The organism is Streptomyces sp. MAR4 CNX-425 (assembly GCF_048656465.1).
Lineage (GTDB): Bacteria > Actinomycetota > Actinomycetes > Streptomycetales > Streptomycetaceae > Streptomyces.
Genome location: NZ_JBMDLF010000002.1, coordinates 123671 through 144039 on the forward strand (window position 1 = coordinate 123671; position 20369 = coordinate 144039).

At 73.9% G+C, this 20369-nt stretch carries 15 protein-coding genes; 8 read left to right on the plus strand and 7 right to left on the minus strand.

Translation table 11 applies throughout. The annotated features are described in order from the left end of the window. Nucleotides 1-33: 33 nt before the first annotated feature. The 4 genes from ACHZ99_RS05935 to ACHZ99_RS05950 are packed head-to-tail and all read right to left on the minus strand — an operon-like array spanning nucleotide 34 to nucleotide 4242. Entirely contained in the window at nucleotides 34-1377 is a 1344-nt protein-coding gene (locus ACHZ99_RS05935; protein ID WP_420303305.1) for an ABC transporter substrate-binding protein, read from the minus strand. Then, entirely contained in the window at nucleotides 1374-2228 is an 855-nt protein-coding gene (locus tag ACHZ99_RS05940; RefSeq protein ID WP_420303306.1) for a carbohydrate ABC transporter permease, read from the minus strand. The genes ACHZ99_RS05935 and ACHZ99_RS05940 overlap by 4 nt, the downstream gene beginning before the upstream one ends. Next, on the minus strand, nucleotides 2228-3181 hold the full coding sequence (locus ACHZ99_RS05945; RefSeq protein WP_420303307.1) for a carbohydrate ABC transporter permease: 954 nt from the start codon (nucleotides 3179-3181) through the stop codon (nucleotides 2228-2230). Before ACHZ99_RS05945 ends, ACHZ99_RS05940 begins: the two co-directional genes overlap by 1 nt. After that, entirely contained in the window at nucleotides 3178-4242 is a 1065-nt protein-coding gene (locus tag ACHZ99_RS05950) for a LacI family DNA-binding transcriptional regulator (protein WP_420303308.1), read from the minus strand. Before ACHZ99_RS05950 ends, ACHZ99_RS05945 begins: the two co-directional genes overlap by 4 nt. A gap of 379 nt (nucleotides 4243-4621) precedes the next feature. Here ACHZ99_RS05950 and ACHZ99_RS05955 point away from each other — a divergent pair, with 379 nt between their 5' ends. From ACHZ99_RS05955 to ACHZ99_RS05975, 5 genes are all read left to right on the plus strand, one after another. Beyond that, a complete protein-coding gene (locus ACHZ99_RS05955; RefSeq protein ID WP_420303309.1) occupies nucleotides 4622-6187 on the plus strand; it encodes an aminotransferase class V-fold PLP-dependent enzyme in 1566 nt (521 codons plus the stop codon). A gap of 87 nt (nucleotides 6188-6274) precedes the next feature. After that, entirely contained in the window at nucleotides 6275-6769 is a 495-nt protein-coding gene (locus ACHZ99_RS05960) for a RidA family protein (RefSeq protein WP_420303310.1), read from the plus strand. A 65-nt stretch (nucleotides 6770-6834) separates the two neighbouring features. Then, nucleotides 6835-8166: an amidohydrolase/deacetylase family metallohydrolase gene (locus ACHZ99_RS05965; RefSeq protein ID WP_420303311.1), complete on the plus strand. Its 1332-nt coding sequence runs from the start codon at nucleotides 6835-6837 to the stop codon at nucleotides 8164-8166. Nucleotides 8167-8388: 222 nt separating this feature from the next. Continuing rightward, nucleotides 8389-9912, plus strand: coding sequence for an alkaline phosphatase D family protein (locus ACHZ99_RS05970; RefSeq protein ID WP_420303312.1), 1524 nt, complete (start codon nucleotides 8389-8391; stop codon nucleotides 9910-9912). Between the two features lie 2 nt (nucleotides 9913-9914). Next, nucleotides 9915-11588, plus strand: coding sequence for a discoidin domain-containing protein (locus ACHZ99_RS05975; protein ID WP_420303313.1), 1674 nt, complete (start codon nucleotides 9915-9917; stop codon nucleotides 11586-11588). A gap of 28 nt (nucleotides 11589-11616) precedes the next feature. On the opposite strand, the gene ACHZ99_RS05980 is transcribed toward ACHZ99_RS05975, so the two are convergent. From ACHZ99_RS05980 to ACHZ99_RS05990, 3 genes are all read right to left on the minus strand, one after another. After that, nucleotides 11617-13173: a PQQ-binding-like beta-propeller repeat protein gene (locus ACHZ99_RS05980; protein ID WP_420303314.1), complete on the minus strand. Its 1557-nt coding sequence runs from the start codon at nucleotides 13171-13173 to the stop codon at nucleotides 11617-11619. Between the two features lie 283 nt (nucleotides 13174-13456). Further along, a complete protein-coding gene (locus ACHZ99_RS05985; RefSeq protein WP_420303315.1) occupies nucleotides 13457-14806 on the minus strand; it encodes a carbohydrate-binding protein in 1350 nt (449 codons plus the stop codon). A 320-nt stretch (nucleotides 14807-15126) separates the two neighbouring features. Continuing rightward, nucleotides 15127-16101: a LysR substrate-binding domain-containing protein gene (locus tag ACHZ99_RS05990; RefSeq protein WP_420303316.1), complete on the minus strand. Its 975-nt coding sequence runs from the start codon at nucleotides 16099-16101 to the stop codon at nucleotides 15127-15129. 95 nt (nucleotides 16102-16196) lie between these two features. Here ACHZ99_RS05990 and ACHZ99_RS05995 point away from each other — a divergent pair, with 95 nt between their 5' ends. From ACHZ99_RS05995 to ACHZ99_RS06005, 3 genes are all read left to right on the plus strand, one after another. Further along, nucleotides 16197-17123: an AraC family transcriptional regulator gene (locus ACHZ99_RS05995; RefSeq protein ID WP_420303993.1), complete on the plus strand. Its 927-nt coding sequence runs from the start codon at nucleotides 16197-16199 to the stop codon at nucleotides 17121-17123. Between the two features lie 90 nt (nucleotides 17124-17213). Further along, on the plus strand, nucleotides 17214-18056 hold the full coding sequence (locus ACHZ99_RS06000) for a carbohydrate-binding protein (protein ID WP_420303317.1): 843 nt from the start codon (nucleotides 17214-17216) through the stop codon (nucleotides 18054-18056). Between the two features lie 240 nt (nucleotides 18057-18296). Then, the gene (locus ACHZ99_RS06005) at nucleotides 18297-20360 is read left to right on the plus strand and encodes a discoidin domain-containing protein (protein WP_420303318.1); all 2064 of its coding nucleotides are present in this window, start codon (nucleotides 18297-18299) and stop codon (nucleotides 20358-20360) included. Nucleotides 20361-20369 lie beyond the last annotated feature (9 nt).

The following is a 20369-nucleotide window of genomic DNA, read 5'->3' on the forward strand; positions in this document are numbered from 1 at the left end:
TTCGTGCGCGTGCGTTCTCCCCGGCCGCCGCGGTCACCGCTGGTACCGGTCGAGGACGAGGTTCCCGTCCTCGACCAGCGACTCGCGGAGCTCGTCCAGGTCCGTGTCGCCGTTGAAGTACCGCTGGAACGCCGGGGTGGCGACCTTGTCCGACCACTCGCGGTATCCCCGCACCCCGAGCACCGGCGCGGGGCGGAGCGCTTGGGCCACCTCCACGCCCGTGCGCCACCCGTACTTCTCGGTGTTCAGCGCCGGATCCTTGAGCGCCTGCCTCCCGGTCGGCAGCATCCAGTCGCCCGCGGCCAGCTCGGCCATGTGCTCCGGCCGGGTCATGAAGGCGATGAAGTCGGCGGCCGCCTGCCGGTGGTCGCTGTCCTCGGCCACCGACAGGGTCTGCGGGCTGACGCCCTGCGCGAGCCCGCCGGCCGGGCCGTCGCCCGCGGGCATCGGCAGCACCGACCAGTCGAAGCCGTCCGGCGCCTGCTGGGTGATCAGCTGGCGGTACGAGAAGTTGAGCGGCACCATCGCGTACCTCCCGGCGAAGAAGCCGGGCAGGGTGTCGGAGCCGGACATGCCCAGGCTGCTGCGCGGGGCGGTGTGGTCCTCGTTGACCTGGCGGTTGATGGTCTCGGCGACGGCCGAGTCGCGGGGGCCGTAGCGGACGCGGTTCTTCGGGCCGTCGTCGGTCTCCTCCCGGGTGAACAGGCCGCCGCCGGTGGAGAGCGAGAGGTTGACCGACTGGCTGACGGGCTCCTTCATGCCCCAGGCGACGCCGTAGCGGTCGGTCTCGCCGTCGCCGTCGGTGTCGGCGGTCAGCTCCTGCGCCACCTGCTCGAACTCCGCCCAGTTCCAGGGGTCGTCCGGGGTCGGCACCCGCACCCCCGACTCGCGGAGCAGCTCGGTGTTCGCGAACATCATCCGCGGCTCCTGGAGGAACGGGACGCCGTAGATGCCGCCGTTCATGGTGGTGGTCCGCCAGGACTGCGCGGGGATGTCGGCGCGCAGCGACCCGGGCAGCAGCCCGGTGAGGTCGGCGAGGTAGCCGCCGTAGGCGAAGTCGGTGAGGTCGTCGGCGGCGTCGTGGATGATGTCGGGCGCCTCGCCGCCCTCGAAGGAGGTGAGGAGCTGGTCGTGCACGGTGTCCCAGATGCCCTGGACGTAGCGGACCTGGACCTTCGGGTGCGCCTCGTTCCACTTCTCGACGAGCCGCTTGTTGGCCTCGACGGACTCCTTCTGCCAGGCGAGGCTCAGGTAGTCGAGGGTCACGGTGCCGTCGTCGGAGCCGCCGTCGCCGCCGCAGCCGGCCAGCAGCGCCAGGCTCAGGGCGGCGGCGCCGGCCCGGGCGGCGGCGCGGCGGAGGTGCCGTACGGGCCTCATCCCTTCACCGCCCCGGCGAGCATCCCGCTGACCAGCCGGCGCTGGAGGAGCGCGAAGAACAGCAGGCTGGGGATGGTGGCGAGGGTGGCGGCCGCGGCGAGCGGGCCGAGGTCCACCACGCCCTCCGCCCCGAGGAACTGGGTGAGGATGACCGACATCGTCTGATTCTCCGGGGACTTGAGCAGCACGAGGGCGAAGAAGAACTCGTTCCAGGCGGTGACGAAGGAGAACATCAGCGTCGCCACCAGGCCGGGGGTGAGCAGCGGGAGGACCACGCTGACGACGGTGCGCAGCCGGCCGGCGCCGTCCACGGCCGCGGCCTCCTCCAGCGAGACGGGCACCGCCTTGACGTAGCCCTGGAGCATCCAGAGCGAGAAGGGCAGGTTCCACACGACGTAGACGAGGATGAGCCCGAGCAGCGAGTCGATCATCCGCGCTTCTTTCAGCAGCATGAACAGCGGGATGATGATGAGCACGAACGGGAACATCTGGCTGACCAGGATCCAGCCGGTGGCCGCAGTGGTGACCCTGGAGCGCTTGCGCACCATCGCGTACGCGGCCGGCACCGCGAGGGCGACGGCGATGAGCGCCGCGCTGCCGGCCACGAGCAGGCTGTTGCCGGCCGACCGCAGGAGCGGCTGGGCGTCGAAGGCGGCGCGGAAGTTCTCCAGGGTGGGGTCCTGGGGGATCCAGGTGGGGTCGATCTTCCCCAGCTCCTGCGGCGACTTGAAGGCCGTGGAGACCAGCCAGACCAGCGGGAAGGCGAGGAACACCAGGTAGGCCAGCAGGGCGAGGTACTGCCCGGTGCGGCCGGCGGCACGCTTGGCGGCGAGGCCCGGGACGCTGCTCATCAGGACGCCTCCTCCTTCAGTCGCTTGCGCAGGAACAGGGTGAGGAACACCGCGATGACCGCGATCATCGCCAGCCCCATGGCGGCGGCGTAGCCGTACTGGCCGTAGGCGAAGGCCTCTTCGTACGCGAACAGCATCGGCAGCCTGGTCTCGCCGCCCGGGCCGCCCCCGGTGAGCACGAAGACCAGGCTGAAGGAGTTGAAGTTCCAGATGAAGTTGAGCGCGGTGATGGCGATGACCACCGGCTTGATCGCGGGCCAGGTGACGGTGGTGAAGCGGCGCCAGAGGCCGGCGCCGTCGAGGGCCGCGGCCTCCTTCAGCTCGTACGGGACGTTCTGCAGCCCGGCGAGCAGCACCACCGTGGTCTGCGGCAGGCCGGCCCAGACGCCGACGGCGATGACGGCGGGCAGGGCGAGGGAGAGGCTGGTGAGCCAGTCGACGTTGTCGTCGATGAGGTGGAGCCGGCTCAGCGTCTCGTTCAGGATGCCGGCGTCCTGGTGGTAGACCAGCCGCCACATGATGCCGACCACGACCTCGGGCATCGCCCACGGCACGAGCGCGAGGGTGCGCGCGAACCAGCGGAAGCGGAGGTTCTGGTTGAGCAGGAGGGCGAGGCCCAGGGCGAGCACGAACTGCAGCGCGGTGACGCAGAAGGCCCAGACCAGGCCGATGCGGAACGAGTCCCAGAAGAGGGTGTCGTGGCGCAGGTCGGCGAAGTTCTCCAGGCCGATGAACTCGGTCGGCTCGGTGCGGCCGGCCTGCGCGTCGGTGAACGCCAGCGACGCGCCGTACAGCAGCGGGCCGACGCTCAGCACCAGGATGGGTATGAGCGCGGGCAGCAGCAGGAACCAGGTGCCGCCGTCGAGGCCCAGGGCCTTCTTGCGGGCACGTGGCGTGCGCGGCGGCGGGGTGCCGCGGCCGGCGGCCTTCGGGGGTGGGGGGGCAACGCTCATGCGGACCTCGCGCCTTCCTGCTCGTCGGAGCCCGCGGGCGCGGCGCCCGGGGAGGTGGAGCCGCGCACGACGAGCCGCGGGGTGGCGGTCGTGCGGCGGGCGGGGACGGGGTCGCCGTCCTTCTGCCCGAGCCGTTCGAGGAGCATCCGGGCGGCGCGCCGGCCGCGTTCGCCGGCGCCGAGGTCGACGCTGGTCAGCGGCGGCCAGGCGGCGACGGCCAGGTCGCTGTCGTCCATGCCGGCGACGGCGGCGTCCTCGGGGATGCGCCACCCGCGGGCGTGCAGGGCCTGGGCGGCGCCGATGGCGAGCTGGTCGTTGGCGCAGAACACGGCGTCCAGCCCGGGCCGTTCGTCGAGCAGCCGGGCGGCGGCGCGGGCGCCGGCGCGGACGCCGAAGTCGGTGGCCGCGACCAGGCCCGGGTCGTACGGGATGCCGCACGCGGCGAGCGCGCCGCGGTAGCCGCGGGCGCGGTTGCGGCCGGGCACGGTGTCCACGGGGCCGTTGACGAAGGCGATGCGGCGGCGGCCGGTGCCGACGAGGTGGTGGACGGCCAGGGCGGCGCCGGTGACGGAGTCGGCCTGGACGGCGTCGACGGGCACGTCGTCGGGCAGCGAGCCGATGACGACGACGGGCCCGGGGGCGGCGGTCAGCGCCGCGGTGTGCCCGGGGGTGATGCGGATGGGCACGAGGACGAGGCCGTCGCTGGTGCGGTCGGCGAGGCTGCGGACGACGCCGATCTCCTCGGCGACGTCGGCGCCGGTGGAGTGCAGCAGCAGGCGGTAGCCGGCGGCCTTCGCGACGGCCTGGATCTCGCGGACCATGGCGACGTAGACGGGGTTGCCGATGTCCGGGACGGCGAAGGTCAGCTGGCGGGTGTGGCCGCCCTTGAGGGAACGGGCCACGGCGTTGGGCACGTACCCGAGTTCGGCGGCGGCGCGGCGGACCCGGTCCTCGGTCTCGGGCCGGCCGCCGAGTCCGTTGAGGACGCGGGAGACGGAGGCGATGGAGACCCCGGCGCGCTCGGCGATCGACACGATCGTGGGTGGGCCCCCGGTGGACATCGCACCGCCCCTTCGCCTCGGGTGCGCGGCGCCTCAACAGGGCGTTCCTGTAAAGGTTTACAGCCGCTGGAAACGTTTACGTATGGTCCTCTCGGCCGATGCGGCCGTCAAGGGGGCGGGCGTCCGCGATCCGGCCGCGGGTGCGCCGCGCGGCGGCCGGCGTCCCGGGCCGGGCGCCGGTGCGCGAGCTCCGCGGCCCGGCGCCGACCGGCGGCGGAACCGGCGAGCCGCGGCTGACTGGGGAGGATCCGGGTTCCGAATAGCGGCATCGGAAAGAGGGCCTTAACGCCGCCTCACGATCTTTCTAACGTCTACGGCACCACAACATACGAGGTGACAGGGGGCCGGTATGCCTGCTGAGGCACTTTCTCGTCGCACCATGCTCGGAAGAGGCGCGGCGGCCGGGGGAGCACTCGCCCTGGGTCCGCTGCTGGCCGGCGAGGCGTCCGCGGCCGTGTCCGGGACGCCGTCCGCGGCGCACCGGGGCAAGGGCCGCCCCAAGGACATCTACCGCCGTATCGGGGTCCGTCCGCTGATCAACGCGCGGGGCACGTACACCGTGCTCAGCGGCTCGCTGATGCTGCCCGAGGTACGCGACGCGATCGACGCGGCGGCGCGGCAGTACGTCCAGCTCGACGAACTCGCCGACGCCGTCGGCCGCCGCATCGGCGAGCTCACCGAGACGGAGTTCGGGCTGGTCAGCGCCGGCTGTTCGGCGGGCCTGACGCACGCCGCGGCGGCGTGCACCGCGGGCGGCAACCCCGACCTGCACGTCAACATCCCGGACCTGACCGGGTTCCAGAAGACCGAGGCGATCATCCCGCGGCACTCGCGGAACGTGTACGAGGCCGCGATCAGCGCGGTGGGCCTCAAGGTGATCCAGGTCGAGACGAAGGAGGAGCTCCAGGCCGCCATCGGCCCGCAGACCGCCCTGGTCTACATCATGGCCGGGCCGCGGGTGGACGAGAGCGAGCTGGACACCGAGACGATCGCGTCGGTGACCAAGCCCGCCGGCGTTCCGCTGCTGGTCGACGCCGCCGCGGAGATCCTCACCATCCCCAACGTGCACGTCCAGCGCGGCGCCGACCTCGTCGGCTACAGCGGCGGCAAGTGCATGCGGGGTCCGCAGTCGGCCGGTCTGATCCTGGGCCGCGAGGACCTCGTACGGGCCGCGTGGGTGCACAGCGCCCCGCACCACGGCTACGCGCGCGGCTTCAAGGTCGGCAAGGAAGAGGCCATGGGCATGCTCGCGGCCGTCGAGATGTGGGTCCGGCGCGACCACGACGCGGAGTACGCGGAGTGGACGCACTGGCTCAAGCAGATCTCCCGCCGGGTGACGTCGATCAGCGGGGTGACCACCGAGATCCGGCAGCCCGAGGGGCTGTCGAACCGGACGCCGTCGCTGCGCATCCTGTGGAGCGCCGGGCGCAAGGAGGTCACCGGCTCCACCGTCATGGACGCGATGTGGGAGGGCGAGCCGCGCATCGCGCTCAACGCCACGTCCGGCTCCGACGAGGACCAGACCGGGGTCTCCATCACCCCGTACATGATGGAGCCCGGCGACTGGCGGACGATCGCGGACGAGCTGGTCCGGCTGCTGCGGGACCCGCCGCCCCCGCCGGAGAAGCCGAAGCCGCCGGCCGTGGACGTCGCCGGCACCTGGTCCGTGGAGATCACCTACGCCGCGGGCACGTCGAGCGCGCACAAGCTGGAGCTGGCCCAGGACGGCGCGGAGGTCAGCGGCACACACGCGGGCGAGTTCGTCAGCCGCCCGGCCTCCGGCAGCGTCAGCGGCACCCGGGTGACGGTGCGCAGCCGCTACGGCGAGGAGCACGGCGACGCGCTGAGCTACACCTTCACCGGCACGGTCGACGGCGACGGGATGAGCGGCGAACTCGACATGGGCGAGTACCTGAAGGGCTCCTGGACCGCGACCCGGTCCTGACGGCGGCCGCGCGCCGGCCGGAGCCGGCCGGCGCGCCGCCCCGCACCCCCACGTGTCATGCACCGAACATCCAGCAAGGAGTTACGCATGTCCTCCAACCGCAGGGACTTCATCCGCAAGGCGGCCCCGGTGGCCGCCGTCGCCACCGTGCCGGTGGTCGCCGGCGGCCAGGCCGTCGCCAGCGACGACGGCGGCCGGGGCCGCGGCCACCACCGGCCGCGCAAGGAGGTCCACTACCCCGGCGGCGGCGAGCCGCCGGAGAACCCGCTGTTCAGCCCGATCGTGACCTACGGCGACATGGTCTACATCTCGGGCATCGGGGCGCACTTCGAGGGCGACATCCGCGCCCACACCGACCACGTGCTGAGCGAGATCGAGCGCTACCTGGAGTCGGTCGGCTCGTCCATGGAGAAGGTCCTCAAGGTCAACGTCTACCTCAACACCCTGGACGACTACGACGGGATGAACGAGGTCTTCCGCGGCCGCTGGGGCGATGAGCCCGGCGTCCGCACCACCATCGCCGCCGCCGCCGGCATCCCCGGCGACTCCCTGGTCGAGATCGACTGCATCGCCGTCCGCTGACGCGCCCGCCGATCCGCACCGAACGCGCCACACCACGTGACACAGAGATGGGGAATCGAGCCGGTATGCACGTGAGATCGCGAGTTTCCTGGACGGTACTTCCCGCGGCGCTGACCCTCGTCCTGGGCGCCTCGACCGTCGGCGCCACGGCGCCCGCGGACGCCCGGGCCGAGGGGAAGGACGACAAGGGCGCCGCGTACGACCTCGTCATCCGGCGGGGCCACGTCATCGACCCGAAGAACGACATCGACGGCGTCCGCGACGTCGCCGTCAGGGACGGAAAGATCGCCAAGGTGGCGCGGCACATCGACGCCTCCGGCGCGGAGAAGACCGTCGACGCGCGCGGCGACTACGTCACGCCCGGCCTGATCGACATGCACGCGCACCTGTTCCCGGGGCCGAAGCAGGACTACGCCAACGGCTGGAACGGCGTGGCGCCCGACGGCTTCACGCTCCGCGCGGGCGTGACGACGGCCGTCGACACCGGCTCGTCGGGCGCAAGCAACTTCGCGCAGTTCAAGGAAGAGGTCATCGACAAGTCCAGGACGCGGGTGCTGGCGTTCCTGAACATCGTCGGCAAGGGGATGGCCGGCCACCCGTACGAGCAGGACCTTAAGGACATGAAGGCCGACGTCGCGGCCGAGGTGGCGAAGAAGTACCCGGAGACCATCGTCGGCATCAAGACGGCGCACTACAACGGCCCCGAGTGGGCCCCGGTCGAGCGCTCCGTCCAGGCCGGCGAGGAGGCCGGCATCCCGGCCATGATCGACTTCGGCGCGGACAGCGAGGCGCGCCCGCTGTCGCAGCTGCTCACCGAAAAGCTGCGCCCGGGCGACATCTACTCGCACATGTACTCCGGGCTCCGCGGCGAGCTGGGCGCGGACGGCAAGCTCAACCCGGCCATGCGGCAGGGCCGCGACCGCGGCGTGATCTTCGAGGTCGGCCACGGCGGCGGCAGCTTCTCGTGGGACGTGGCGGTGCCGGGGATGGAGGAGGGCTTCGCGCCCGACGTCATCTCCACCGACCTGCACATCTCCAGCATGAACAGCGGCATGAAGGACATGTCCAACGTCATGTCGAAGTTCCTGACGCTCGGCATGCCGCTCAAGGACGTCGTCGAGGCGTCCACCTGGAAGCCGGCCCAGACCATCCAGCACCCGGAGCTGGGCAACCTGTCGGTCGGCGCGCCCGCGGACATCGCGGTGTTCACGCTGGAGCGCGGGAAGTTCGGCTTCGTCGACAGCTTCGGCTGGCGGATCGACGGCAACCGGAAGCTGGTCGCCGAGACCACCGTGCGGGCCGGCGAGGTCGTCTGGGACCTCAACGGCCGGGCCGCGCCCGAGTGGCACCCGGGGGCGAACCCGCCCGAGAACGTCGCCGGGGACCACGAGCACTGACCGGAGAAGAGCCATCCCTCCCCGCCCCGGGGGGCGTCCCGGCCGGCCCGAGCCGGGACGCCCTCCGGGGCCCCGGGCTGCCCGCCCGTACCCACCGGGGGTTCAACGCCCGTTCGCCGGCCGGGTCTTGACCTTGATCCAGAGCGCCCCAACACTGCACGAATGCCTTCCACTTCTCCGCCGCACAGACCCGTGCGTCCCACCCGTCCCAGCAGACGCCACGTGCTCCGGCTCACCGGCGGCCTCGCCGGTATGGCCGCCGTCGCGCAGTTCGCGCCGGCGCCCGCGGCCGCCGCGCCGCGGTTCCCCGACAACCCCTTCTCCCTCGGCGTCGCCTCCGGCGAGCCGCTGCCGCACGGCGTCGTGCTGTGGACCCGGCTGGCGCCGGAGCCGCTGTCCGAGGACGGCCTCGGCGGGATGCCGCCGCGGGACGTGGCGGTGCGCTGGGAGGTCGCGGAGGACCCCGGGATGCGCCGGGTGGTACGCCGCGGCACGGCCGCCGCGAAGCGGGACTTCGCGCACTCCGTGCACGTCGAGGTGACCGGGCTGCGCCCCGGCCGGGAGTACTGGTACCGGTTCCGGGCGGGCCGCGAGCTGAGCGCCGTGGGCCGTACGAAGACCGCGCCGCCGGCCGGTTCGCTGACCCCCATGACGCTGGCGTTCGCCACCTGCCAGAGCTGGTCGGACGGGTTCTACACCGCCTACCGCCACCTCGCCGGGCAGGACCTCGACCTCGTCGCGCACCTCGGGGACTACATCTACGAGTACCCGGTCGGCCGCACCAGCGGCCCCCGGGGCACCGACCTGTCCGCCGCGCACAACGCCGAGACCCTCACCCTCGACCAGTACCGGCTGCGCTACGCGCTCTACCGCACCGACCCCGACCTGCGGGCCGCGCACGCCGCCGCGCCGTGGACAGTCACCGTCGACGACCACGACGTCGAGGACAACTGGGCCGACGAGACGTCCTTCAGCGGCGCCTCCCCCGAGGACCTGCTCCGCCGCCGCGCCGCCGCCTTCCGGGCGTACTACGAGCACCTCCCGCTGCGCGCCTCGTCCCTGCCGCGGGGCCCCGACATGCGGCTGCACCGCACCCTCGACTACGGCCGGCTCGCCCGCTTCCACGTGCTCGACGCCCGCCAGTTCCGCGACCCGATGGACATCTCCCGCCGGGACGACCCGGCCCGCTCCATGCTCGGCGCCGCGCAGGAGCGCTGGCTGCTCGACCGCCTCGCGGACTCCGGCGCCACCTGGAACGTCCTGGCCCAGCAGGTGCTGATGATGCAGCTCGACCGGCTCACCGACCCCGGCCTTCAGCAGCTCAACGCCGACGCCTGGGACGGCTACACCGCCGGCCGCGCCCGCCTCCTCGACGGCATCGCGGAGCGCCGCGTCGCCAACCCCGTCGTCCTCACCGGCGACATGCACGTCAACATGGCCGGCACCGTCAGACGGGACTTCGCCGACCCCTCCTCCCCCGCCGTGGCCCCGGAGTTCGTCACCACCTCGGTCAGCTCCGGCGGCAACGGCGCCGACACCGGCCCCCAGGCCGAGGAGTGGCTGGCCGCCAACCCGCACCTGGCGTTCTACAACGGCCAGCGCGGCTACGTGCGCTGCACCGTCACCCCGGACGAGTGGCGCGCCGACTACCTCGTCGTGGACCGGGTCTCCGTGCCGGACGGGTCGGTGAGCACCCGCCGCTCGTTCGTCGTGGAGTCCGGCCGGCCCGACCTCCAGGAGGCGTGAGCATGCCCGGGATACGCAGAAGGGCCGGCGCCGCCGTGGCCGCGCTGGCCGCGTTCGCCGCCCTGTCCCCGCTGACCGCCCCGGCCGCCCCGGCGGGCGCCGCGGCCCGCGCGGCGGCGGGCGGTGAGCTGCTGGTCGTCCAGGCCAACCTCCAGGAGGCGGTACGTCCCGCGGACGCCGCCGAGACCGCCGACCTCGACAACTTCGTCGACCGGCTCACCGCCGCCGCCCCCGCCCCGCCGGACGCCCTGCTGCTCACCGAGGTGCTCGGCCCCGGCGCCCGGCACGTCGCCGAGCGGCTCGGCCGGGCGACCGGGCAGCGCTACCGCGTCGCCGTCGCGCCCGGCGACAGCCCGTACCTGCCGGACGGCGCGGTGCGGGAGTCGGCGATCGTGGTCAACGCCGACACCGTACGGACCGTCGGCACCCCCGGCTTCCACCGGGTGCAGAGCGAGGACCAGGCGTACGCCGTCGTGCAGACCCGCGACCGCCCCGCGCTGCGCGCGCCGCTGGTCAGCGCGCACGTCGCCGGCAGCCCGGCGCCGGCCGCCGAGGCGCTGGCCGGCTTCCTCGCCGAGCGCCACCCGCCGAAGGACGGCACGCCGCAGGCCGAGGTGCTGGGCGGCGACTTCCGCGGCGGCCGCTGCGCGGAGCCGGTGGCGTACCTGGCCATCGGGTGCGCGCCCGCCCTGTTCTGGGACGCCCTGACCGACGGGCGGGCGTACCGCGACACGGCCTACGAGCGCGGGGCCGAGCCCTGGGCGGCGTACCGCAACTACCTCTTCGCCCGCGGCGACGTGCGCGACGGCTTCACCGACGCCGCCTACCGGCGGGCGCTGCCGGACGCGGCGGCGTGCAAGGCGGCGTTCGACCGCGGCGAGGGAGCGGGCGCGCCGGCGGAGTGCCGCGACACGTACTACGCCGACCAGCCCTTCTCCTTCGCCGTGCTCGGCGCCCCGCCGCCGGCCGCGGCCGCCGTGGTCCCCGGCCGGGCCGAGATGTCGCGCTGCGAGCTGGGCGAGCGGGTCGGCGACGCGGTCGCCCGCGTCGCGAACTACACCGCGGAGCCCCTGACCCGCGAGGTCACCGCCGCGGCCGACGCGCCGCTGTCGGTCTCGCCGGCCGCGGCGACGCTGCGGGTGCCCGCCCAGCAGGCGCGCGCCGCCCGGATCTCGCTCACCGCCCCGGCCGGCACCCCGCCCGGCGAGTACCCGGTGCGGGTCCGGGTCGGCGGCGAGGCGTTCACCGTGCCGGTCACGGTCACCCCGGAGTGCACGGAGCCGCGGGTGTACGCGACCAGCTGGCACTCCGGCTTCGAGCCGGAGCGCGCGGCGGACGGCGACCCGAACACCTTCTGGCACTCGGAGTACGTCCCGGTCACGCCGCTGCCGCAGTCGCTCACGCTGAACCTCGGCGAGGTGCGGCCGGTGAGCGGGGTGACGTACCAGCCGCGCGTCGACGGCAACCTCAACGGCACGATCCTCGACTACACGGTGTACGTCTCCGCCGACGGCAGGGACTTCACCGAGGTGGCGGCCGGGACCTGGGCGCGGGACGCGCGGCTGAAGACCGCCTCCTTCGCGGCGGCCGACGCCCGCTACGTACGCCTGGAGGCGCACCGGGCGAGCGGCGGGGACTACGCCTCCGCGGCGGAGGTGACGGCGGGCGCGCCGTAGCCGCGGCGGGCCGGGGGCGGCGGCCGGGTCAGGCGGTGCCGCGGAACGCGCGCAGCACCGCCCGGCCCCGGTCGTCGGAGGCGGCCATGTAGACGGTGCTGCCGTCCCAGGCCCAGGTCGCCGTGGACGGCGAGCCCATCGACTGGCCCTCGACCGCCAGCGCGCCGATGACCTCGGTGTCGCCGCTGCGCACGGCGTACTCCGTCAGCTCCAGGTAAAGGCCGTCGTCGGACTGGGCGACGGCCATCAGCCGGCCGTCGGTGGGGTCGTAGCCGATCACCTTGAGGGAGGGCCGCTTCGGCGTCTTCCACAGCAGTTCGCCGGACTTGAGGTCCACGGCGGCGAAGTGGACGTTGTCCCCGTACTCGGTGACGAGCACCCCGTCCTCGGTGACGAAGGTGTAGTCCGCCTCGAACTGGAGCTTGCGGAGTTCCCCGGTGAGCGCGATGCGCTTGCCCTGCTTGCCGTCGTCGGAGAAGGACTGCACGAACTCGTTCTCCTCGTCGTCCTGGAGGAGCACGGTCAGCGGGTTCTCGCCCAGGACGCGCTGGGCCCGCAGCTCGACGCCGGGGAAGCGCCACGGGTCGGTGCCGCCGCGGGTGTCGAGCACGCTGAGCTGGTGGCGCGGGGAGACGTCCGTGCACTCGCTGCTGCCGACGGCGTAGTCGTCGCCGAGCACGAGCGTCGAGTCGCAGTCCTGGCCGCGGGAGGTGAAGTCCATCCCGGGGGCGCCGCCCTTGGCGGTCCAGTTGTTGACGTACATGCCGATGTTGGTGCTGATCGTCTCGTCGTTGACGGTGAGCACGGGGTTGGAGTTGCCGACGTCGCCGGCGAGGTTCTGGTCCCACAGCAGCGTGCCGGTGTCGACCTCGACCGCCGCGAGGTAGGCGCAGTCGTCGCCGCCGGCGTCGAAGGCGACGGCGCCGATGCCGCCGGGGCTGGTGGTGCGGCTCATGGCGCACAGCTCGCCGGCGTGCTTCGGCTTCTTCGTCCGCCACTTCTCGTCGCCGGACCGGGCGTCGTACGCGCGCAGCCCGCCGGCCTCGTCGCCGTGGACGATGTGCCCGCCGACCGGCCACAGGCCCGGCAGGCTGGCGGAGTCGCCGCTGGCGATGTGGGTGCCCTCCAGCGGCGTCGACCACAGCTGCTCCAGCGCGTTCGACGGCAGTTCGTCCCCTGCCGTGCTGCTGCTCCCGCCGTCGTCGTCGCCGGAGAGGAGGACGACCGCGGCGCCGCCGCCGAGGACGGCGACGACGAGCAGCACGGAGAGCACGATGCCGACGGCCTTGGCGCCGCCGCCGGAGCGGGGCGGGGGCGGCGCGGGGTACCGCGGGTGCGGGCCGGCGCCCTGGCCAGGCGGCACGGGCGCGCCCATGGGCGGCTGCTGCGGTACGTATCCGCCGGCCGGCGGCGGCTGCGGCATCCCCGGCGGCGGTGCCTCGGGCGGGAACGCGGCGGGCGGGGGTGCCGCCGGCGGTGGGCCGGGGGGCGGCGCGGGGGTGCCGGGCGGCACCCCGGGCCCGTTCGGCGGCGGCGGTCCGAAACCGCCGCCCGCTTGCCCGTTCTGCCCGTACTCGTCAGCCACGCGGTATCCCCCCGGATCCTCGGTCGCCGGTGTCCCCCGGTCGGCGGCCATCGTAGAGCCTCGCCCGGCGGCGCACCCGGCGGCCCCCGAAGCCCGGCCGGGAGTTCAACGCCCCGGCCGGGCAACGGTGTTCGCACGGGTGCCGCCGGCCGTGCCGGGCCGCGGCGCGGCACGGCCGGAGGGCACACCCCCAGGGGCCCTCCGGCCGCATTGCCGCCGCGGCGTCTTCATCCCCTCGCCGGCCGGTTCGTGCGGTGCCGCGGTGGTGCCGTCACGCCCTCTGTCAGACGGCCTGCCACAGCGCCGGCACGTTCGGCGGCTCCCAGCCCGGCAGGGCCTGATGGCCCTGGAGGCACCGGTAGGTGGTCCCGCCGTAGGTGACGGTGTCGCCCACCTGATAGACGGTGCCACTGGCCCAGGTGCCGCCGGGCGGGTCGGTGGGCGGGTCGGTCGGCCCGCCGTCGCCGGTGGTGGTCAGGGTGAGCCCGTAGGCCTGGAGGGCGGCGTTCACGGGCTGGAAGTACGTGGTGCCGCCGCTGGAGCAGTTGCCGGAGCCGCCGGAGGTCATCCCCTGGGCCTGGGTGCCGGAGATGAACGAGCCGCCGGAGTCGCCGGGTTCGGCGCACACGCTGGTCCGGGTCACCGGGCTGACGGTGCCCTGCGGGTAGGTGACGCTGGTGTTCCGCTGCTGGATCCTGCCGCAGTGCCAGCCTGTCGTGGAGCCGGAGCGGCACACCGACGCGTCCTCGATGGCCACGGTGGAGCCTTCGACCTGCTTGGTGCCGGTGCCGTAGCCGTTGACCGTCGGGGTGGCGTTCCACTGGCTGTTGACGCCGACCCAGGCGTAGTCGCGGCCGGGGAAGGTCGAGCCCTGGAAGCTGCCCTGGGCCTGCCGGTTGACGCCGGTGGTGGTCTGGCCCGTACGGCCGCAGTGGCCGGCGGTGACGAAGCCCTCCTGGCTGCCGCGGGTCACCGAGAAGCCGACGGAACAGCGGCTGCCGGAGCCGATGTAGTAGGCGTCGCCGCCGACGATGTCCGCGTAGGGGCGGGGCTTCTCGTCGGACCGCACGACCTTCACAAGGCTCGCGTCGACCCCGGCGGTGGCGGCGAACCGCTCGGCCGCGGCGGGCTTGGCGGTGTGCAGCACCACGCGGTTGGCGGAGGTGTCCACGTACCAGACGGGCACGTGGGCGGGAGACCTGCGCTCGGCCACCCGGTCGAGGTCCGCCTTGGCCGCGTCGAGCTCGGCGAGGCTGTGGTCGACGACCTTCGCCCGGGCTCCCTCGTCGGTGATCCTCTTCGCCTCGGTGGCGTCGGTCGTCGCCACCACGACGTCGGCGGAGGTCTTGCCCGACACCCACGCTCCCCCGTAGCTGCGGCCCAGCGACAGCCGCAGCGTGCCGGCGACGGCGCCGGCCTCGCTCTCGTTGTCCAGGCGTCTCTCGGCCTGGGTGGCGGTGAGGCCGAGATCCCGCTGCATCGCCTTGAGCAGGCCCGGGGAGTACTGCCCCGAGGCGGAGCCGGGCGTGCTCGGGGAGTCGGTCCCGAAGGCCGGTCCCTGTAGCCCGGCCAGGACGAGCGCGCCGATGGCGACGGTGGCGCCGGCCGCGCCCATGACCCGTTTGTGGAGCATGGAAGTCTCCTTGGTTTCGTGATTACGGCGAAACCGTAGCCATGGGCACGTCAGGTCGGCAGATATCAGTCCGCCCTTGCCACCGCGTTATGGAACGCGCGGAAGCCGCCGCCGCGGTCCCGTGTTCGGATCCCGCGTCGTTTCGCCCGGAGGGCGAGCGGCGCAGAGCGCACCGCCCACGCCCTTGCCGTCGCTTCCGCCGCTTCCGGCAACGCGGCCGCAGGCGGGAGAGTGACAACGGGCCCGCGGGCAAGCGGACGGGTCGGCGCGCCCGTGGGACCGGGACCCGCGGCCACGCGGGGCGGCGCGCGCGGAGCGGTTCAGACGGCGACCGGGGCGGGGGCGGTGCCGAAGTCCGGGTGGGCCTGGAGCCACTCGCGGTAGCTGCGGCTGCGCCGCGCCGCCTCCGCGTGCGCCGCGCGGGCGTAGCCGGTGACCGCGGCGGCGGTGCCGGCCGCGGGCGACTGGGGGTGCCAGCCGATGAGGTGCCGCCAGCTCAGCGGGTGCCCCACCAGCGGCCGGGTGGCCAGCCCGGGGGTGGGCGGGAACGTCGCGCGGCAGAGGCCCACCGCCCGCCCCACCTGGGCCAGATGGACGCAGGAGGCGCTGTCGGTCTCGTACACCGAGGCGGGCGTGAACCCGGCGCGGATACAGGCCGCGGCGAAGCAGTCGCCGAAGCAGCCGTCGCCGGGCACGTCGGTCCAGCTCTCCCCGGCCAGGTCGCGCAGGTCGATCTGGCGGCGGGCGGCGAGCGGGTGCTCGGCGGCGAGCATGACGAAGACGGGGTCGGTGCCGACGGTCTGCCAGACGAGCCGGTCGGTCTGCGGCGGGCGGCTGTCGCCGCAGACGCCGATCAGCGCGAAGTCCAGCCGCCCCTCGGTGACCAGGCCGGCCAGCTCCCGCACCGACCAGGCGGTGTACGTGGTCACGGGGGTCGCCGGGTGCGCGGTGGCGACCCGGTCGATGAGCCCGCCGAGCAGCGGGCCGTGCGTGCCGCCGAGGCGGAAGCGCGGCATACCGCCCCACGCGCGCGCGAACCGCACGGCGTCCTGCTGCAGTTCGAGCACGCCGGGCAGCAGGACCCGGGTGCGGTCGAGGACGAGTTCGCCGAGCGCCGTCGGGCGCACTCCGTGCCTGCCCCGGTCGAAGAGCGGGCCGCCGAGTGAGCGCTCGATGCGCTTCAGCTGTGCGCTGAGCGCCGGCTGGGCGAGCCCGAGCGCGGTGGCGGCCCGGGTGAGGCTGCCTTCCTCGGCGATGGCCCGAATGGTCTTCAGGTGCCGCAACTCCAGGTCCATGCGGTCAGCTTGCGGTCCGGGGGCGGCCCCGGCAACCTTTTGGTCCGGACCAATGTCGAGGAGGGTGAGACGACGTGTCCGCAGACCCCGTCCCCATGCACCGGCTGGAGGTCCCCGCCCCGGAGGTCCTCCCCTTCGCCATCGGGTCGTTCGACTCGATCGGCCCGCTGTCCCGCGCCGGTTTCCCGCACCGGCACACGTTCCACGAGATCGTCTACGTCCGCGCCGGCCGCGGCCATCACGTGGTGGACCAGCGCAGCTGGCCGATCACCCCGCCGCACCTGGGCATCGTCACCCCGGGGCAGGTGCACCACTGGGACCGGGCCGCCGGCCTCGACGGCCACGTGATGATCTTCACCGAGGACTTCCTGCTGCCCACCCCCGAGGACCGGGACCGGCTGCGCGAGCTGTCCCGGGTCTCCTGGCTGAGCCCCGACCGGCGGTCGGCCGGGATCCTCGACGCGCTCTTCGCGGAGATGGCCCGGGAGTACGCCGGCCGCGCCCCCGGCTTCATCAGCGTGCTCCAGTCCTATCTGCACGTCCTGCTCATCCGGGCGGACCGGCTCTCCCGGACGGCCGGTACGGCGCCCGCGAAGGACGACGGCGCCGCGGAGGCGGCGGGCCGCTCGGCGGCGGGGCGGGCGGCGGAGATCGCCCGGAGGTTCGACCGGATGCTGGCCGAACCGGGGCCCGCGGTGGCCGGGTTGTCGGTGCGCGGCTGCGCCGCGAGCGTGGGCGTGTCGGTGGGCTATCTCAACGAGGCGGTCAAGCGCGTCACCGGGCTCACCCCGGGACACCTGATACGGCAGGCGCAGGCCCGCGAGGCCAAGCGGCTGCTGGCCGCGACGGACCTGAGCGTGCGGCAGGTGGCCCGGCTGGCCGGCTTCTCCGACCCCGCGTACTTCTGCCGGTTCTTCCGCCGGGAGACCGGCAGCAGCCCCGGCGACTTCCGCCGCGGCACCCGTGCGGATCACCACGATCGCCGGATTCTGTCCATCGACTGCCCCGGCACGCCCGAATAGCGTCTCTGGCGCCCCGCCGAACGGCGCCACCGCGCCGGTGCGGACGCGGGGTTCACGACCCCACTCCCCCGACCGAGGAGCCGTGAAGCCGTGACCGACCAGGACAACCCTGCACCGGACGAGTCCGCGCAGCCGCCGGAGAAGTCCGGGATCCGCCGCAAGTCCCTGCTGAAGGCGGCGCTCGTCGCCGCGCCGCTGCCGCTGCTCGTCGGCGGCACCACCCCGGTGCTCGCCCGCGACCAGGCGCGGCGGGGCGGGAAGCTGACCCCGACGCCGGAGGCGTGCGACCCCGGGGACCCGCCGACGCGCCAGCAGACCGAGGGCCCGTACTTCAAGCCCAACTCCCCGCAGCGCAGCTCGCTGGTGGAGCCGGGCACCCCGGGCACCCGGCTGACCGTGAGCGGGTACGTCTTCGGGCTGGACTGCCGGCCCGTCCCGAACGCGCTGCTGGACTTCTGGCAGGCGGACGTCAACGGGGCGTACGACAACTACGGGTACCGCTTCCGCGGCCACCAGTACAGCGACGCGCAGGGCCGGTTCAGCCTGCAGACGATCGTGCCCGGCCTCTACCCGGGCCGCACCCGGCACATCCACGTCAAGGTGCAGGCGCCGAACAACCCGATCCTGACCACGCAGCTGTACTTCCCGGGCGAGCCCCGCAACAACACCGACACGATCTTCCACCCGTCGCTGCTCATGACGGTGCGGGACGTGGGCGGCGGCCGGGAGGGCACGTTCGACTTCGTGCTCAACGTCCGGGGGCAGGACCCGGACCCGCCGGACCCGCCCGGGGGCACCTGGGCCGCCGGCACCTCGTACCAGGCGGGTGACACCGTCACGTACGGCGGGACCACCTACCGCTGCCTCCAGGCGCACACGGCCTCCTCCGGCTGGGAGCCGCCGAACGTCCCCGCGCTCTGGCAGCCCCTCTGAGCCGGGAACCCGCGGCCCGGCCCTGAGCGGCCCGGCCGCCCGCCGACCCGCGCCGCCGCGGCCCCCGGGGCCCACCTCCCCGGGCCGCGGCGGCGCGGCTCCACGCGTCCGGGGCACCGCGGCGGGAATGCGCTCCCCCGCGTCTTGACGCGGTACCGATCCGCCGCGATCCTCTGGTTACTCGGTCGTAGAAAAGTTCCTCATCTTTTCTTGATTCGCGTCACCGGAGGCGGGACCCCCATGACCCGACAGCCGCACCTGCGCAAGACCGGTCTGATCGCCCTCGTCACGGTCCTCTTCGCCGCCCTGACGGCGCTCGGCACCGGCCCGGGCCCCGCCGCCGCGGCGGACGAGTGGTGGGAGCCCGTCGCCCGGCCCGCCCCGGACTCCGGGGTGAACGTCACCGGCGAGCCGTTCCGCGGCACCGACGCCGACGGCGACGTGCGCGGCTTCGTGGACGCGCACAACCACGTCATGTCCGGCGAGGGCTTCGGCGGGCGGCTCATCTGCGGCAAGCCGTTCGACCCGCGGGGCGTCGCCGAGGCGCTCAAGGACTGCCCCGAGCACTACCCCGACGGCGCCCTCGCCCTCTTCGAGAACGTCACCGGCGGCGCCGACGGACACCACGACCCGGTCGGCTGGCCGACGTTCACGCACTGGCCCGCCCACGACTCGCTCAGCCACCAGCAGAACTACTACGCCTGGCTGGAGCGCGCCTGGCGCGGCGGCCAGCGGATTCTGGTGCAGGACCTGGTCACCAACGGGCTGCTCTGCTCGGTCTACCCGGCCAAGGACCGCGGCTGCGACGAAATGGACTCCATCCGGCTCCAGGCCCGGAAGACGTACGAGATGCAGGACTACGTCGACGAGATGTACGGCGGGCCGGGTCGCGGCTGGTTCCGCATCGTCACCGACGCCGCGCAGGCGCGCGCGGTGGTCGCCGACGGCAAGCTCGCCGTGGTGCTGGGCGTGGAGACGTCCGAGCCCTTCGGCTGCAAGCAGGTCCTCGGGATCGCGCAGTGCGACCGGGGCGACATCGACCGCGGCCTGGACGAGCTGTACGGCATGGGCGTGCGGAGCATGTTCCTGTGCCACAAGTTCGACAACGCGCTGTGCGGCGTGCGCTTCGACTCCGGCACGATCGGCGCCGCCGTCAACATCGGGCAGTTCCTGTCCACCGGCACGTTCTGGACCACCGAGAAGTGCCGCGGCCGGCAGCAGGACAACCCCATCGGCCTGGCCGACCCGCCCGCCGAGGCGGCCGACCTGCTGCCCGCGGGGGTCTCCGTCCCGTCGTACGACCAGGACGCCCGGTGCAACACCCGGGGGCTGAGCGGGCTGGGCGAGTACGCGGTGCGCGGGATGATGGACCGCGGCATGATGCTGGAGCTGGACCACATGAGCGTCAAGGCCGCCGGCCGGGCGCTGGACATCCTGGAGTCGGAGTCGTATCCGGGCGTCCTCTCCAGCCACAGCTGGATGGACCCGGACTGGACCGAGCGGCTGTACCGCCTCGGCGGCTTCGTCGCCCAGTACATGAACCCGGCCGGGGACTTCGTCGAGCAGGGACGGCGCGACGCCGCGCTGCGCGACGAGTACGGCGCCGGGTACGGCTACGGCACCGACATGAACGGCGTCGGCGGCTGGCCCGCGCCACGCGGCGCGGACGCCCCGGACGCGGTGGAGTACCCGTTCACCAGCGCCGACGGCGGCTCCGTCCTGGACCGCCAGGTCACCGGCGAGCGCACCTGGGACTTCAACACCGACGGCGGCGCGCACGCGGGCCTCGTACCCGACTGGATCGAGCAGATGCGGCTGCACGGCGGCACCGACGTGGTCGAGGACCTGCTGGCGGGCGCAGAGTCGTACCTGACCACCTGGGGCGCCACCGAGGGCCACGAGAAGCCGGCGAACCTCGCCGCCGGGGCCGCCGCCACGGCCAGCTCCACCGAGTTCAGCCTGTTCACGAGCTACGCCCCGACCCGCGCCGTGGACGGCGACCGCGGCACCCGCTGGGCCAGCGACTGGAGCGACGACCAGTGGCTGCGGCTCGACCTCGGCGAAACCCGCCGGATCGGCCGGGTCACGCTGGACTGGGAGCGCGCGTACGCGCGGGCGTACCGCGTCGAGGTCTCCGCGGACGGATCCGGCTGGCGCACGGTGTGGGCCACCGAGGCCGGCGACGGCGGGCTCGACACCGCGCTGTTCGACGCCGTCGAGGCGCGTCACGTCCGCGTCGTCGGAGTCCGGCGGGGCACGGAGCACGGCTATTCGCTCTACGAAGTGGGCGTCCACCCCGGGTGAGATTCGACG